Genomic DNA, 14,495 nt, shown 5'->3' with positions numbered 1-14,495 from the left:
GTACGGGGGCTCCTCAGAAAATCCTCCCCAGTCTACCGAGCGGGCTGGGCTGTCGAGAGAAACCGCTGGCTAGAGCAGAGGCGAGGCTTCGGTGAGAGCGTGGTCGACGGTAGAACGCACGAGTGCCGAGAGATAGCCGCCGGGGTTGTCGAAGCCGAGATCGGACAGGATGCGGGTGGACTGCTGCACGATCGACCGAGAAAACGCGGTCGCGGTCGTGATCGCCTCGGCATACGCTGGGCGATCTTCCTCTGCGACGATGATGGGCTCGCACCCGAGCTCAACGGCAAGTGCCTGCGCGATCGGCAGCACTGCGGGCGGCGCTGTGACGGCCGCATATGACGCCGCCAGTTGGCGAAGATCGATGCTGCTCGTGCCGGTGAACGTAATGGCCGGGTGCAGAGCAAGGGGAATCGCGCCAACGGCTGCCGCCGGACGCAACACCTCAATGCCGTACGCCGGGTCGACGTGCAGCACCAGCTGGCCGATTTGCCACCCGCCAACCTCAGCAAGACCTGCCACCAGGCCCGCGAGCTCGTCATGAGGAACCGCGACCACCACGAGCTGGCTGCGGCGGACGACCTCCAACGCATCGAGCACCGGGACGCCCGGCAGCATCGCCTCAACCCGGTCGGGGTCTGACCCAGCTGTCACGCCCGTGAGCGCATGGCCAGCACCAGCGAGCGCTGCCCCGAGAACGGGGCCGACTTTTCCCGCACCAATAATGCCGACGCCCAGTCGACCGTCACGATTCACGAAGACTCCTGTTCTGCCGCCCAGCGATGCGACCTATCCAACGAACGCGCGGCGATCGCGTGCGTCTCCGTCGCGTCAAAGAGTTCGAGCGCCTCGGCACGCCCCACAACTCGGAGCCCACCTGAAACCGGACCCTCGATTGTGTGAACCGTGATGTTCGCGACTGCCAACGATCGACGGAGTGGTCCCTGCGTCATCGCGATGCTCTGCATTCTCGCGAGCGGAAAAATGTTGAGGCGGCGCCAGATAAACCCATGCCGAAAGAACAGCATCTGAGCTTTCAGCACAAAGCCGTTGCGTCGCCATGACAGCAGACGCAGCAACCGGGCCCGGCGCGGAGTTGTCGTGTAGGGGTCGCCCTCGTCTGCCGACGAGCCCGACAGACCATGGGTGAAGACGGCCGCGCGTTGATCCTGGTCAAGGCCCGGTAGCAACAGGTCCAAAACTCGCTCGACATCACCGAGTGTTCCCACCGGCAGCACGTCGGCGACATCCTGCCCGTTTTGCCGGCTCGCCCCGCCCGATAGCCGGTTGACCCGCACGCTCCACCAGCCGACGCCGCGCCACATGAGAGGCTGACGAACTTCGACGGCGTGCACGCGTCCCGGGGGCAAAATCTCGGTGACTGTCGTGAACAGTCCGAAGGTCACGCGCACGCCATCGGGTGTGGGCGCAATTGCGTAGCGCAGCGAGCGCGTAATCGAGCGCACCCAGTACGCGCCGAAGCCGAGCACCGCTGGCACGAAGCCGATGAGCAACCACGGGCTTCCCATACTCGCGGCGATGGAGAACCCAACGATGAGAACAATGAGCCAGATGGTGGCGCTGCTGAGTAGATGGGATGCCACGAGTCGCCCTGCCGGAATATGCACCACTGATTCGGGCTCAGTGACCGGCGCTTCGGCGCCATCGATGACACCAGTGACGCCGTCGCTGAACGCATCGACTGCACCCTGAAAAAGAGGGCCGCGCGCGGGCGCCGCGCCCGCGGCTGCGAGCCGCTGGCCGGAGGCGAGGTAAAGGATGTCGGAGCGCACCGCCTCGGCCGCACGAGTTGCGAGGTATTCGAGTTTGACGTTGGCATCGAGACCAGCCCCGATCACTTCGAGCTTAGAGAGCCCGACGAGGCGCGCAACGAGCGGACGAGTGAGGTTGACGCCCTGAACACGGTCGAGCGGAGCGCGTCGGTGCGTGCGAAAAAGCACACCGCTTCGCACCTCGACATCATCGGTGATGCGAAAAGAGTGTGCCCGCCACGACAGCCAAAACAGCAGAACCAAAATGAGCGCGACACCGAGCATCGCAAGAAGCGCGATCGGCACGAGCTCGTGCGTCAGCACGTAGTCGACAGGGTCATCGGGCGCGCGTACTCCCGTCGCACCGGGAACAAGCCACGGCAAGAACCATTCGATGAGGCGCTCCCGCAGGTTCGCCACGATGATGCCGATCATGGCAAGCAGGAAGATGCCACCGCGCAGCAAGGGGCTGAGGGGATGCATGCGATGCCACTGCCCATCGCTGAAGGCGGAGGCTGTGCGAACGGGTGCGCTCATAGCCCCGTCCGGCGTGACTCTGCGACAGCGATGAGCGTGTCGCGAAGCTCATCGGCAGCACGCTGGGTGAGCCCGGGCAGCACAACTCCCGATGTTGCAGCGGCTGTGACGAGCTTCAACTGGGCAATTCCGACGAGCCGGTCGAGCGGTCCGTGAGTGATGTCGACCAGCTGCATGCGACCGTAGGGCACAGCGACAACGCGCTGCCACAGAATGCCGCGGCGCATGATGAGGTCGTCGTCTCGCAGTTGGTAGCCAAAGGAGCGCACCTGGCGCGGAGTGATGGCGAGTGTCCACGCAATCACCACCAGGGCGATGCCGGCCGGAATCCATACCCACGGCGTGCCTGACAGCGTTGAGATAACAACCGCCGCAATGGGGATTGCGATCATGACGACAGCGGTGGATATGAGCCGTACCCAGAGATACGCGCGTGCCAACTGATGCCATTGCCCATCACCGATCGGCAATTTTGCTGCAGAACGCGGCTCCGGAATCTTCCGAAAAGTATCGACGTCCAACGCCGATTCAGTCTCGACAGGCGCGGGTGGCAGGTCAGTGACTGGCTCCGATGGTGGGGGGTTCGTCGGGTCCGTCGGCGTTGTCATCGTCGTCCTTCCGAATGGTGCACATCTGCTCGGCCACAAGGCTTGCGGCGACCAGCATGACGCCACACGCGATCGTGGCGATACTCGTCGCCATCGAGCCTAGCGAGGGCTGCACCGGTCGGGTTGCGACGAAGAGCACCAATCCAAGTGCAATGCCTGTCATCGTCGCGCCCACAATGCTCGATGCTTTCGCCAATATTGCAATGCGAAGGGCATGGAACGGGTTGATGGGTGCGGCCAATGCGCTCCGCGTGGCGCGTCGGATGGGGATGGCAAGCACCACGACGACAGCTCCGAGCAGGAGCAACAGAATCGGCAACGTGATGTGGGGAGTAAACGTGGTGCGTCCGCCGGCGGTCAGCACCTGGTCGATGAGAAAGCCGACACCAGTGCCGAGCACGGCGGCGACGAACAATACTGCGGGGCCTGTGCGTTTCACGCGTCACCTCTCAGGTGTGCCAATACCTCATCGACTCGGCCATAACCGGCGAGCTCTGCATCGGGATCGATCTCAAGCCACGGCCCAAGAACGAAGTCTCGCTCGGCGGCTCGTGGGTGCGGCAAAATCAGTGCGGCGTCGGCGCTTGTCACGCCGGGGTAGGCGATGAGATCGAGATCGAGAGTGCGGTCTCCCCAGCGCTCGCGGCGCTCTCTCCCATGACGGGCCTCGATTGCGTGGAGGTATGACAGCAGCACACTCGGCGCCAGCCGCGTTGTCACGAGCGCCACAGCATTCAGGTACGAGGGGGCCGCAGCGTCAGGCCCAGTTACTCGCACAGCGATCGACTCGATGGGCGTCGACACGACGACGCCGGTTACCAGCGGCAGAGCTCGAAGCGCTTGCACTGCCGACTCCATCGTTGCCGCACGGTCGCCGAGATTGGCACCGAGTGCGACGACGGCAGCGACCGGTTCGGATGTGTCGCTGGCGCCGTCGTCACCGAGTCCCTGCGCAAGACGCCGGCTCATAGCTTGGTCCGATCACGCAAGATCGTGAGCGTCACATCGGAAAATGGCACGGTGATCGGCGCCGAAGGCTTGTGCACGGTCACCCGCACGCGCTCCACAGCATCGCGCATCAGCACGGTGTCGGCAATGCGTGCCGCGAGTGTCTCAATCAGGTCAACGGGTGCGCCCGTAATAACCGCCACGACTTCGTCGGCGACCTCGCCGTAGTGCACGGTGTCGGTGACATCATCGGATGCCGCGGCCCGGCGAGTATCGAGCGACAGCGTGATATCAACCACGAATTCCTGACCGTCACGGCGTTCGTCGGGATAGACCCCGTGGAAACCGAATCCGCGAAGCCCCGTGAGAGTGATCTCGTCGAGCTCGCTCATGTCTGTTCCCTCCATGCGCGCTCGACCTCAAGCGCGTCTCGTGTCGCTCTGGCATCGTGCACGCGTACCGCCCAGGCTCCGCTTTGCGCTGCGAGCACGCTCGTCACGGCCGTCGCGAGGTCTCGCCGCTGTTCCGACGCGCCGTCCCCGAGCGCATCGGCGAGAAACCGCTTGCGACTTGTGCCCACCAGCATCCGTGTCCCTAACGCCACGAGGTGAGGAAGGGCACGTAACACGGTCCAGTTCTGAGCGCCGCGCTTACCGAAGCCAATGCCCGGGTCGAGCACGACGCGAGAAAGCGGGATGCCTGCGGCCTCTGCTGCGGCCATCCGTCCCCGCAGTTCCGCCGCGACGTCGCGCACGAGATCGTCGTATTCCGCGCGGGCATACATATCGGCAGATGGGCCACGCCAGTGCTGCAAAATGATCTCGGCGTCAGTGTCGGCAACGCTTGCGAGCATATCGGGGTCGCTCAGACCACCGCTGACGTCGTTCACGATCCTCGCGCCTGCCGCGACGGCAGCTCGCGCCGTGGCCGCGTTCATCGTGTCGATGCTTACTGCCGCGCCCTCAGCGGCGAGCGCTTCGATGACTGGCAGTACGCGTTCTTGTTCGACGGCCGACTCAACACGTGCAGCGCCGGGGCGAGTCGACTCACCGCCGATATCGAGAATGTGTGCCCCATCGGCCAAGAGCCGCCGGCCGTGAGAGACAGCTGCGTCGGTGGCGATAAAGCGACCGCCGTCGCTGAACGAATCGGGCGTCACATTGACGATGCCCATGATGAGGCAGCTCATCGCGCGTCCACGGCAGCGTTGGCGGAGCCTCGAACAGCAAGAGCGATGAGCTCGGCGCGGGCGGCTGGGTCCGCCAGCTCCCCACGCGCCGCGATCGTCACTGTTGACGCATCCGGTTGCTTGCCTCCGCGCATCGTCACGCACTCATGCGAAGCATCGATAACGACCAGTACGCCCTTTGCATCCAGCGCCGCATCGATCGTGTCGGCAATCTGCTCACCGAGACGTTCCTGGACCTGGGGGCGCGCGGCAAGAATGTCGACGACACGTGGGAGCGCACCAAGACCGACGATCTGTTCGCCCGGAAGATATGCGACGTGGGCGACCCCAGCGAACGGCAGCAGGTGGTGTTCGCACACCGAGCGAAAGCGGATGTCGCGCAACATCACTGCGCCGGAGGGAAGCGTTTCTGGCGCGGGTCCGCGGGAGACAGAGATTGTGCGTGCAAGGGGAGCCGAAGCATCCTCACCAACACCCGCGAAGAACTCGGCGTACGAGTCAGCTACCCGCTGAGGTGTTGCCCGCAGTCCCGGGCGGTCGGGGTCTTCCCCGATCGCCTCGAGCAGCTCATGGACGAGAGCTGCGACCCGTTCTTGATCGACCGCCACAGGGCGAGCCTACGCGGTTGCAGGCCGCGCTTGCCCGGAGGAAGGCTGACGCGCAGGAGACGCTTCGGCCTCCGTGGCCTCAGCTTCGTTCTGGGCTGCGACACCTGCGGGCTCGGCACGACGCGGCACCTTGACCGGCGGCAGCTGCGAAACCGGACGCTCTTCGCTCGAGAGCCACTGCGGGCGTGGGGGCAACCGCTTCACCTCCGCGAAGATCGTGGCGAGCTCGATGTGGTCGAGAGTCTCTTTCTCGAGAAGTTCGAGAGCCAGCTTGTCGAGCACATCACGGTTGTCGTTGATGACCTGGTATGCCTCGTTGTGCGCCTGCTCGATGAGCTGTCGTACCTGATCATCGATGCGCTCGGCAACACGCTCGCTGAAGTCGCGACCGTGACCCATATCGCGTCCCATGAAGACCTCGCCCGATGACGAGCCGAGCTTGACGGGGCCAACGCCCGTGGTCATGCCGTATTCGGTCACCATCTTGCGCGCGATGTCGGTGGCCTTCTCGATGTCGTTCGACGCACCGGTCGTCGGGTCGTGGAACACGATCTCCTCGGCGACGCGACCACCCATCGCGTACGTGAGCTGGTCTTGCAGCTCGTTGCGAGTGATCGAGTACTTGTCGTCAAGCGGCAGCACCATCGTGTAGCCGAGCGCTTTACCGCGCGGCAAAATTGTGATCTTCGTGACCGGGTCGGTGTGGTTCATCGCAGCAGCAGCAAGCGCGTGGCCGCCCTCGTGGTAGGCCGTGATGAGCTTCTCTTTGTCTTTCATGACACGTGTGCGACGCTGCGGACCGGCAATGACGCGGTCGATTGCCTCGTCGAGTGCGCGGTTGTCGATGAGCTGCGCGTTTGAGCGGGCAGTCAAGAGCGCTGCCTCGTTGAGAACGTTGGCAAGGTCGGCACCGGTGAAGCCCGGGGTCTTTCGCGCAACGACTTCGAGGTCGACACCGTCGGCAAGAGGCTTGCCGCGACCGTGTACTTCGAGAATCTTCTTGCGGCCCTTGAGGTCGGGAGCATCGACACCGATCTGTCGGTCGAATCGACCCGGGCGAAGGAGCGCGGGGTCAAGGATGTCGGGGCGGTTGGTCGCCGCAATCACGATGACATTGACCTTGGGGTCGAAGCCGTCCATCTCAACCAGCATCTGGTTGAGTGTCTGCTCGCGTTCGTCGTGTCCGCCTCCCATGCCAGCACCGCGGTGGCGACCGACAGCGTCAATCTCATCGATGAAGATGATGGCGGGCGACGATTCCTTGGCCTGATTGAACAGGTCACGAACGCGCGACGCACCCACACCGACGAACATCTCAACGAAGTCAGAACCCGAGATCGAGTAGAACGGAACCCCAGCTTCGCCCGCAACAGCACGTGCGAGCAGTGTCTTTCCGGTTCCGGGAGGGCCGTAGAGCAACACGCCCTTCGGGATTCGTGCGCCGACCGCCTGGAACTTGGTCGGGTCTTTCAAGAAGTCTTTGATCTCTTCCATCTCTTCGATGGCTTCGTCAGAACCGGCAACGTCGACGAAGGTCACCGTCGGTGACTCCTTCGACACGAGCTTTGCTTTCGACTTGCCGAACTGCATGATCTTGCTACCGCCACCCTGGGCTCCGGAGAGCAAGAACCAGAAGAGCAGACCGAGAAGCAGGATCGGGATCATCAGCGAGAGCAAGCCGTCGAACCACGAAGACTGCGGCACGACATCGTTGTAGCCGTCGGTCGGTGCCGCGGAGTTGATCGCGGTAATCACGTCGTCCGCGCGTGCCCCGACGTAGTAGAACTGCACATCGGTCGAGCCCTCATAGGCCTTCGACAGGGTCATATCGACGCGCTGCTCGCCATCGGTGTTTGTGACCTCGGTCACTGTGTCACCACTCAGGAGAGTGAGGCCCTGTTCGGTCGTGATCTGCTTCGCTCCGCCGAGGCTCGAAATGAGCGAGAACCCGACGATGAGCATTATCCCGATCAGCAGCACATAGATGAGCGGGTTGCGTGTGAGCTTCTTGAAATTCATGCTGCGGGGGCGCGCCCCAGCCCTTTCGTCGACGATCCGCTACGGCGGAGAGTGGATTTAGGCTATCGCGGCCTCGCTATGTGAGGTCTGTGCATTCGCCCACGGCGTACTAGCGAAGTATTCGATTCAGCTGTAGACGTGAGGCGCAAGCACCGCGACGTCGCGCAGATTGCGGTAACGCTCGGCATAATCCAGGCCGTACCCGACAACAAATTCGTTCGGAATGTCGAATCCGACGTAGCGGCAGTGCACCTCAACCTTTGCGGCTTCCGGCTTCCGGAAGAGCGCAAAAACCTCGACGGATGCCGCGCCGCGAGCGGCAAAGTTCTCCAGAAGCCAGCTGAGGGTGAGTCCGGAGTCGATGATGTCTTCGACGATCAGCACGTGCTTATCGTGAATGTCGGTATCGAGGTCTTTTCGAATCTGCACGACGCCGCTGGAGCGCGTGCCAGCGCCGTACGACGACACAGCCATCCAGTCCATCGGCACAAGCATCGGCAGGGCGCGCGAAAAATCAGCCATCACCATGACGGCACCCTTCAGCACACCGACGAGCACAAGGCTGTCTGGCTCGTAGTCTTTTGCGACTTGAGCGGCGATCTCGTTGAGCTTCGCGAGGATCTCCTCCTCGGTTGCTAGAACTGTCGTGAGGTCATTCGCAATGTCAGCCGCGCGCATATCAGGAGTCTACGTGGCTCACTTCTTACCTTTCCGGCGGCGGGGGCTCACGGCATCCCACGCGGCCGCCCAGAGGCGCGAGGACTCTTGTGCCGCAACAGACCTGGGCGCCAAAACACCGAGCGGTGAGCGCTCTGATCCCATGCGTTCCACGACGACAGTTGCCGGGATCACGATGTCAGTCATCTCAGGCTCGGTGGCGGGAAAGTAGGCGATCGCGTTGCGGTGCGCGGTCTTCCGGCGGTCGGCCATCGAGAGGAACCCGAGAATCTTTGGTGGTTTGGGTTCAGCGGAAATGACGTCGCGCACCTGCTGAAGTGACCGTGCCGAGAGCGGTGACGGTACGACCGGAAGAACGACAAGATCTGACGCCCGGATGACGGCTTGCGCAAGCAGCGAAGAACCAGGCGGGCAATCCAAAATGACGACGTCATAATCGCTCGAGAGCGGACCGAGCACCTTCTCGAGCCGTCGGTTCGAGTGCTTTGCGGCGTCGAGGGCGACCTCAAGATCTCGGTAAGACTCATCGCCCGGCAGCACGTCGAGCCTGTCGAATGCTGTCTTTCGCACGGCCTTCGACGTCTTGGGCTTGCCCTTGCCGCCGACGAGAGATTCAGCGCCGCCCTTGAGTTTGGGTTTGACCTCTAACAGGTAGGTCGCCGCAGCCTGCGGATCGAGGTCCCACAGCAAGACACGGTGGTCTTTTGCTGCTTCCCACGCGAGATTTACGGCGGTCGTCGATTTTCCGACCCCACCCTTGACGCTATAGACACCAATAACCTTCACGCGGGCCACGATATCTGCGGCGAGGGCTGATGTCAGGGGGTTGCGGTGAACACAATGCGGCTACTCACCCGTGCCGCACGGCATCCCGGCAGATCAAGCGGGCCCTGCCCCGACCAATCTGTGACGAGGCGCGCAACTTCAAGAGTCTGAGCGCGAGTGAGGCTCTGGCCGAACTCGCTGGCGACAACATGGCGGATGATGCGATGCCGAAGTGCCGCCGGATTCGCCGCGAGAGCTGCAACCGACACGGCGATGCCCGCCTCGGCGTGTTCGACGATGTCTTCGATCGTCTCCTCGATCATCTCGGCAAAAGCCTCGGCGTCTTCGCGCAGTTGGTCAGCCGTTCGCGCGAGAGCCTCGGCGATACCCGGGCCAAGTTCGCTCTCGAGCTGGGGAAGCACCAGCTGGCGCGCCCGAACGCGGGCGAAACGCGAATCGTCGTTGTGCGGGTCGTGCCACGGCTCAAGAGACGCGGCAGCACACGCCGCCGCGGTCTCGGCACGGCGCACGGCTAAGAGAGGGCGCAGCCACGTGACGTCGCTCTTCTCGTCGGGGCGGGCAGTCGGCATTCCCGAAAGGCTTGTGGCGCCGGCTCCTCGGGCGAGCCCGAGCAGCACAGTTTCGGCTTGGTCATCAAGAGTGTGCGCGATGAGAACAGCCGAAGCGGACTCTTCTTCGGCTACCTCGCGCAGTGCGTCGTACCGGGCCGTCCGCGCTGCGGCCTCGGGCCCGCCTTCGGTGTCGACCGTGACGCGCACAATGCGAGTGCGAAGCCCGAGCCCGCCCGCAGCAGCTGCAGCGGTGCCGGCTACGGCATCCGAGCCATCCTGGAGCGCGTGGTCAACCGTTACAGCGATGGCCGTGACGTCGAGACGGGGTGCTTCGAACGCGACCGCAGCCGTGAGCGCGAGAGAATCGGTGCCGCCCGAGAGCGCCACAAGAACCGTTGCTCCGCGCAGCGGCTCGAGCGCCGCTCTCACCGCTCGGCGAATGTGAGCTGTGGCGGGGTCGAGGGGAGGTCGTAAATCGGGCACGGTCCCACGGTAGCCCGCACAGTAGGGTGGATGACGGCATCCCCACGTCTTTTGAAGGAGTACGAGCATGGGCGCATACAACGCCGTCATTGAGATCCCGCGCGGTAGCCGCGTGAAGTACGAAGTCGACCACGGAACCGGGCGAGTGTTTCTCGACCGAATTCTCTACACGGCCTTCGGATACCCCAGCAACTACGGATTCTTCGAGAACACCCTCGGCGAAGACGGTGACCCCCTCGACGTGCTCGTGCTGCTCGACTACGACCTGTACCCCGGTGTCTCGGCGAGCATCCGCCCGGTTGGCGTGCTCAAGATGAGCGACGAAGCCGGCGGCGATGACAAGGTCGTTGCAGTGCTCGCGAAGGACCCCCGCTGGGCTCACGTGCAGGACGTCGCCGACATCCCCGAGTTCATGCAGAAAGAGATTTCGCACTTCTTCGAGCACTACAAAGACCTCGAGCCCGGCAAGTGGGTCAAGGTCGACGAGTGGGCGAACGCGGCTGAGGCTGAGCGTCTCGTCGGCGAAGCGTTCGCGCGTTTCGAAGAGCACGAAGGCCAGACGAAGAGCCAGGGCGAGGGCGAATCACCCCGCACTGTGTGACCCAGATCCAAAGAGAACGACGGATGCCTGAGAAGAGGCATCCGTCGTTCTCTTTGTCTGACGTGGGTTATCCGACGTGGGTTAGATGTTGACGCCTCGCGCCGACATGAAGCCGTAGGGATTCACCGCGGCGCCGTAGACGTACGTTTCGAAGTGCACGTGGCATCCGAACGAGTTTCCGGTGTTGCCAACGCTCGCGATGACCTGTCCCGCCGAGACCTGCTGGCCATAGCCGACGAAGATTCCGCCTTCGCGAATGTGCCCGTAGCCGGTGCCAGTGCCGTTGCCGTGATCGATCTTGACGTAGTAGCCGTAGCCACCGTTGTAACCCGCGTACACAACGGTTCCTGCCGAGGCAGCGTAAATCGGCGCTGAACAGCCCGGGGCGAAGTCGACGCCGTAGTGGTAACCGCTTGAGCAGTAGCCCGAACCGCACTGCACAGTGCGAGGACCGTAGCCGGAGCTGATGTAACCGTCGGAAGGTCGACGCCAAGCGCCGCCGCTGCTGCTGCTTCCGCCGCCGCCGCCACCGCCACCGCCGCCTGACGATCCACCACCGCCACCACCGCCGCCGCCGGAGTTCTGCTGCGCGGCTGCTTCTGCTTCACGCCGCTTGCGCTCGGCTTCGGCTGCTGCGGCAGCTGCCGCGGCGGCCGCGGCTTCTGCTTCGCGACGCTTGCGCTCTTCTTCCGCCTTGCGGACGCGCTCGCCTTCTTGGTATTCGGCGACAGTGCTGGCTGTCTTGTCTTGCAGCGCGGAAAGTTGGGCCTGCAATGTGCCGAGGTTTTCTTGCTGAGCAGCGAGGGCCGCTGCGGCAGCATCTGCTGCCTGCTGAGACTCGAGCATCGCGGCTTCAGCGGCCTTCTGCAGCTCATCGCGCGCAGCACGTGCCTCTTTAGCCTGATCGCTCAGCCCCTGCGCTGCATCGCGCGCTGTTGTCGCGTCGGAATACACGGCTTGATTGCGCTCAAGCAGCTTGTCCATCGTGCCGAGACGAGAGAGAAGGTCGTCAGCGCTCGCGGCGGAGCCTGCGAAGAAAAGTTCAAGAGCAGTGTCGTCGCCACCGCTGCGGTAGAGCTGAGCGGCTACCCGACCGGCTTTGTTGGCAGCGTCGAGGGCTGCGGCGGCCTGCTCGTCTGCCTGCGACTGCAGGTCGTCGGCGCGCTTTGCGGCGTCGAAGAATTCTTGCTGCGCCTGGAAGAACGCATCGGATGCTGCCTGAGCTTCGGCAGCCGTGCGCTCAACATCTGCGTTGAGCTGCTGAATAAGACCCTGAATGCGTGACACCTGAGAGGCTTTCGCCGACTCATTCGCCTTCGCCGCCTGCACGTCGTCCCACGAGGGGTAGTCGGCGGCGTACGCCGAAGGAATGCTCGCGACTCCGAGGGAACCGGCGGCTCCGAGGGCAACGACACCGAGTGCGCCAAGGCTGAGGGCGCGGCGTCGGCTGACTGATTTGGGCCAGAAAGCGCGGCTTTCGCTCTCGGTGGGAGCGCAGCCGCAGTCGTCGTCTTCAGTCTGCACGCGCACTCCTCCCCTTGATTGGGCCAAATAACATAGACCACACTAGCAACACCAGTCACATATTCAACAGGCGCAAAGCGAGACGTGATAACGCAATCATGCGCGCCCAACACCTGGCTGCTCTGCACGCCGCGCGGAACAACTCCGATCCCGATTGGCGATTTCGCTTTCGGTTGCGTATGCTTAACCGTCGGTGAGAGAACCCGTAAAGGTTCCTTCCGGCCCCATCGTTTAGCGGCCTAGGACGCCGCCCTTTCACGGCGGTAGCACGGGTTCGAATCCCGTTGGGGTCACGCAAGACACATACAATTTAATAATCATGGCCCTGTAGCGCAGTTGGTTAGCGTGCCGCCCTGTCACGGCGGAGGTCGCGGGTTCAAGTCCCGTCAGGGTCGCTCTAAGCGACGGGCCCTTTCTTTGAGAGGGCCTTTCGTCTAGATCGCGACATCTCCACATGCCGCGAGGCTCTGTAGCTCAGTTGGTAGAGCGTTCGACTGAAAATCGAAAGGTCACCGGATCGATGCCGGTCGGAGCCACACGGGTAATCATTACAGTTGCCCCAGAAACCCTCGCCTAGCTTCTACATGGCGGGGGTTTTGCTTTTCCCTTGGGTCTTTACTGGGGGAAGGACACTTACTTTTTTGGTCACGCTGGATTAGGCGCTCGGTATCCTCGCGATGTGACGAATGTAACCATCGCGTACTCGGAACGGGCAGTGGAATACACGGATGCCCTCGGCTCGATGAGTGCTGTGCACTCCAGCGACCGTCACGTTGTAGAGCAGTGGGCAAAGTCCGTGTCCGGCCGCGCTCTCGACGCAGGCTGCGGACCGGGACACTGGACAAACCATCTCGCAACACTCGGTGTTGACGTGCACGGCATCGATCTCGTCCCGGAATTCGTCGACCATGCCCGCGCCATTTACCCCACTGCGCGCTTTGCACTCGGCAGCATCGACGCCCTTGACGAGCCGGACGACGCTCTCGGCGGTATCCTGTCGTGGTTCTCGACCATCCACCACGAACCATCACGCATCGCGGCGCCGCTCGCTGAGTTTGCGCGAACGCTCCGCCCAGGCGGCACACTCCTGCTCGGACACTTCTCCGGCAGCGACGTCGAGGCCTTCGATCATGCTGTCGCACGCGCCTACCGGTGGCCATCACACGATCTACATGAGGCTCTAGAAGCAGCCGGTTTCGAGATCATCGAAACCCATCATCGAACCGAGCGGGGCCACCGGCCTGTTGGAGCGATTCTCTGTGAACTGCCCACCTCCGACATCCGGTGATCGACGCCTCGGCCGCAGCGACGGCACTCGACGCCTAGACACCGAGCGCATATCCGCCCCTCACAGCTCTCGTCGACGCGGGCATTCTCAAAACAAGGGCCAAGTATCGAGTGGGCAGTTCTGGCGAAGCGAAGAGGCACCTTCGGCCATCGATCGGTTCGCCGCTCGTGCAGGGCGACGATTAGGAGCGCTGTGACGCACGTGAGCAGTAATCTCAGCTCACGCCCCCGCTAGATCACGTGCTCGCGTTCTCAACCGCAGCCTTTCTGATCATCATCATTCCTGGCCCGAGCGTGCTGTTCGTCATCGGCCGCTCCATCGCCTTCGGGCGCCGCGTCGGGGTGCTGAGCGTGCTCGGCAACGCACTCGGCACTTTGCCCGCGGTGCTTCTGGTCGCTTTCGGCGTGGGCGCGATCGTCGCCTCGTCAGTTGTTGCATTCACGATCATCAAGTTCGCGGGCGCGCTCTACCTCGCATGGCTGGGCATTCAGGCAATTCGGCATCGAAACGCACATATGGCGACGGTCCCCCGCGAACCCGCGGGCACCTCGCAGTGCTCGGCCAGGGCTTCATCGTGGGCCTCACCAACCCGAAGACCATTGCCTTTTCCGTTGCGGCGCTGCCGCAGTTCGTCGATCCCACGGCCGGAGCCGTGTGGTTGCAGCTACTACTGCTGGGGCTGATCTTCGAGGTGATTGCTGTGGCATCCGATGGCACGTGAGCTCTTGCCGCAGGCAGTGCGCGGCACTGGTTTGCCAGGTCACCCAAACGGCTGTCGAATCTCACCGCGACCGGCGGGGTCATGATGATCGGGCTCGGCGGCGCGCTCGCCCTCACCGGCAGTAAAAGCTGACAAACAGGCGCCTATATAAGCGCCGAAATCACCTGCCACACCCGTCGGCG

General features: G+C 63.3%; 15 protein-coding genes, 3 tRNA genes and 1 pseudogene. 6 read left to right on the top strand and 13 right to left on the bottom strand.

Annotated elements, in window-relative coordinates:
* Positions 1 to 69: 69 nt before the first annotated feature.
* From FHS06_RS03605 to tilS, 12 genes are all read right to left on the bottom strand, one after another.
* Positions 70 to 756, bottom strand: coding sequence for a DUF2520 domain-containing protein (locus tag FHS06_RS03605; protein ID WP_167045538.1), 687 nt, complete (start codon positions 754 to 756; stop codon positions 70 to 72).
* Positions 753 to 2,309 (bottom strand): PH domain-containing protein, encoded by a 1,557-nt coding sequence (locus FHS06_RS03600; RefSeq protein ID WP_167045535.1) that lies wholly within the window; start codon positions 2,307 to 2,309, stop codon positions 753 to 755. The genes FHS06_RS03605 and FHS06_RS03600 overlap by 4 nt, the downstream gene beginning before the upstream one ends.
* Positions 2,306 to 2,917, bottom strand: coding sequence for a PH domain-containing protein (locus tag FHS06_RS03595; RefSeq protein WP_167045532.1), 612 nt, complete (start codon positions 2,915 to 2,917; stop codon positions 2,306 to 2,308). The genes FHS06_RS03600 and FHS06_RS03595 overlap by 4 nt, the downstream gene beginning before the upstream one ends.
* Positions 2,865 to 3,356, bottom strand: a complete 492-nt coding sequence (locus FHS06_RS03590; protein WP_167045529.1) for a DUF3180 domain-containing protein — start codon at positions 3,354 to 3,356, stop codon at positions 2,865 to 2,867. Before FHS06_RS03590 ends, FHS06_RS03595 begins: the two co-directional genes overlap by 53 nt.
* Positions 3,353 to 3,886, bottom strand: a complete 534-nt coding sequence (gene folK / locus FHS06_RS03585; protein WP_167045527.1) for a 2-amino-4-hydroxy-6-hydroxymethyldihydropteridine diphosphokinase — start codon at positions 3,884 to 3,886, stop codon at positions 3,353 to 3,355. Before folK ends, FHS06_RS03590 begins: the two co-directional genes overlap by 4 nt.
* Positions 3,883 to 4,257, bottom strand: a complete 375-nt coding sequence (folB, locus tag FHS06_RS03580) for a dihydroneopterin aldolase (protein WP_167045524.1) — start codon at positions 4,255 to 4,257, stop codon at positions 3,883 to 3,885. Before folB ends, folK begins: the two co-directional genes overlap by 4 nt.
* Positions 4,254 to 5,039, bottom strand: coding sequence for a dihydropteroate synthase (gene folP / locus FHS06_RS03575; RefSeq protein WP_243845248.1), 786 nt, complete (start codon positions 5,037 to 5,039; stop codon positions 4,254 to 4,256). Before folP ends, folB begins: the two co-directional genes overlap by 4 nt.
* 11 nt (positions 5,040 to 5,050) lie before the next feature.
* Positions 5,051 to 5,662, bottom strand: coding sequence for a GTP cyclohydrolase I (gene folE, locus FHS06_RS03570; RefSeq protein ID WP_167045518.1), 612 nt, complete (start codon positions 5,660 to 5,662; stop codon positions 5,051 to 5,053).
* A 9-nt stretch (positions 5,663 to 5,671) separates the two neighbouring features.
* A complete protein-coding gene (ftsH, locus tag FHS06_RS03565; protein ID WP_167045515.1) occupies positions 5,672 to 7,681 on the bottom strand; it encodes an ATP-dependent zinc metalloprotease FtsH in 2,010 nt (669 codons plus the stop codon).
* A 126-nt stretch (positions 7,682 to 7,807) separates the two neighbouring features.
* Positions 7,808 to 8,359, bottom strand: a complete 552-nt coding sequence (hpt, locus tag FHS06_RS03560) for a hypoxanthine phosphoribosyltransferase (protein WP_167045512.1) — start codon at positions 8,357 to 8,359, stop codon at positions 7,808 to 7,810.
* A gap of 18 nt (positions 8,360 to 8,377) precedes the next feature.
* Entirely contained in the window at positions 8,378 to 9,145 is a 768-nt protein-coding gene (locus FHS06_RS03555; RefSeq protein WP_167045509.1) for a ParA family protein, read from the bottom strand.
* Between the two features lie 32 nt (positions 9,146 to 9,177).
* Entirely contained in the window at positions 9,178 to 10,179 is a 1,002-nt protein-coding gene (tilS, locus tag FHS06_RS03550) for a tRNA lysidine(34) synthetase TilS (RefSeq protein WP_310734907.1), read from the bottom strand.
* 67 nt (positions 10,180 to 10,246) lie between these two features.
* On the opposite strand from tilS, the gene FHS06_RS03545 reads away from it, so the two are divergent.
* Positions 10,247 to 10,780 carry an inorganic diphosphatase gene (locus FHS06_RS03545; protein ID WP_167045503.1) on the top strand — a complete coding sequence of 178 codons (534 nt, stop codon included), beginning with the start codon at positions 10,247 to 10,249 and terminating at the stop codon, positions 10,778 to 10,780.
* Between the two features lie 81 nt (positions 10,781 to 10,861).
* Here FHS06_RS03545 and FHS06_RS03540 read toward each other — a convergent pair whose 3' ends face one another.
* Positions 10,862 to 12,304, bottom strand: coding sequence for a peptidoglycan DD-metalloendopeptidase family protein (locus FHS06_RS03540; RefSeq protein WP_310734906.1), 1,443 nt, complete (start codon positions 12,302 to 12,304; stop codon positions 10,862 to 10,864).
* Between the two features lie 220 nt (positions 12,305 to 12,524).
* Here FHS06_RS03540 and FHS06_RS03535 point away from each other — a divergent pair.
* The 5 genes and pseudogenes from FHS06_RS03535 to FHS06_RS03515 all read left to right on the top strand — a co-directional run bounded on the left by FHS06_RS03535 (position 12,525) and on the right by FHS06_RS03515 (position 14,445).
* A tRNA-Glu gene (locus FHS06_RS03535) sits at positions 12,525 to 12,597 on the top strand.
* A 28-nt stretch (positions 12,598 to 12,625) separates the two neighbouring features.
* Positions 12,626 to 12,699: transfer RNA gene (locus FHS06_RS03530), tRNA-Asp, on the top strand.
* 68 nt (positions 12,700 to 12,767) lie between these two features.
* Positions 12,768 to 12,840 (top strand) — tRNA-Phe (locus tag FHS06_RS03525).
* A gap of 143 nt (positions 12,841 to 12,983) precedes the next feature.
* The gene (locus FHS06_RS03520) at positions 12,984 to 13,592 is read left to right on the top strand and encodes a class I SAM-dependent methyltransferase (RefSeq protein WP_310734905.1); all 609 of its coding nucleotides are present in this window, start codon (positions 12,984 to 12,986) and stop codon (positions 13,590 to 13,592) included.
* Positions 13,593 to 13,831: 239 nt separating this feature from the next.
* Positions 13,832 to 14,445 (top strand): annotated as a pseudogene (locus tag FHS06_RS03515) (LysE family translocator).
* The last annotated feature ends 50 nt before the right edge of the window (positions 14,446 to 14,495 follow it).

The sequence above is a fragment of the Microbacterium halimionae genome (assembly GCF_011761265.1).
Classification (GTDB): domain Bacteria; phylum Actinomycetota; class Actinomycetes; order Actinomycetales; family Microbacteriaceae; genus Microbacterium; species Microbacterium halimionae.
This window is presented reverse-complemented; position numbering and strand designations above follow the sequence as displayed.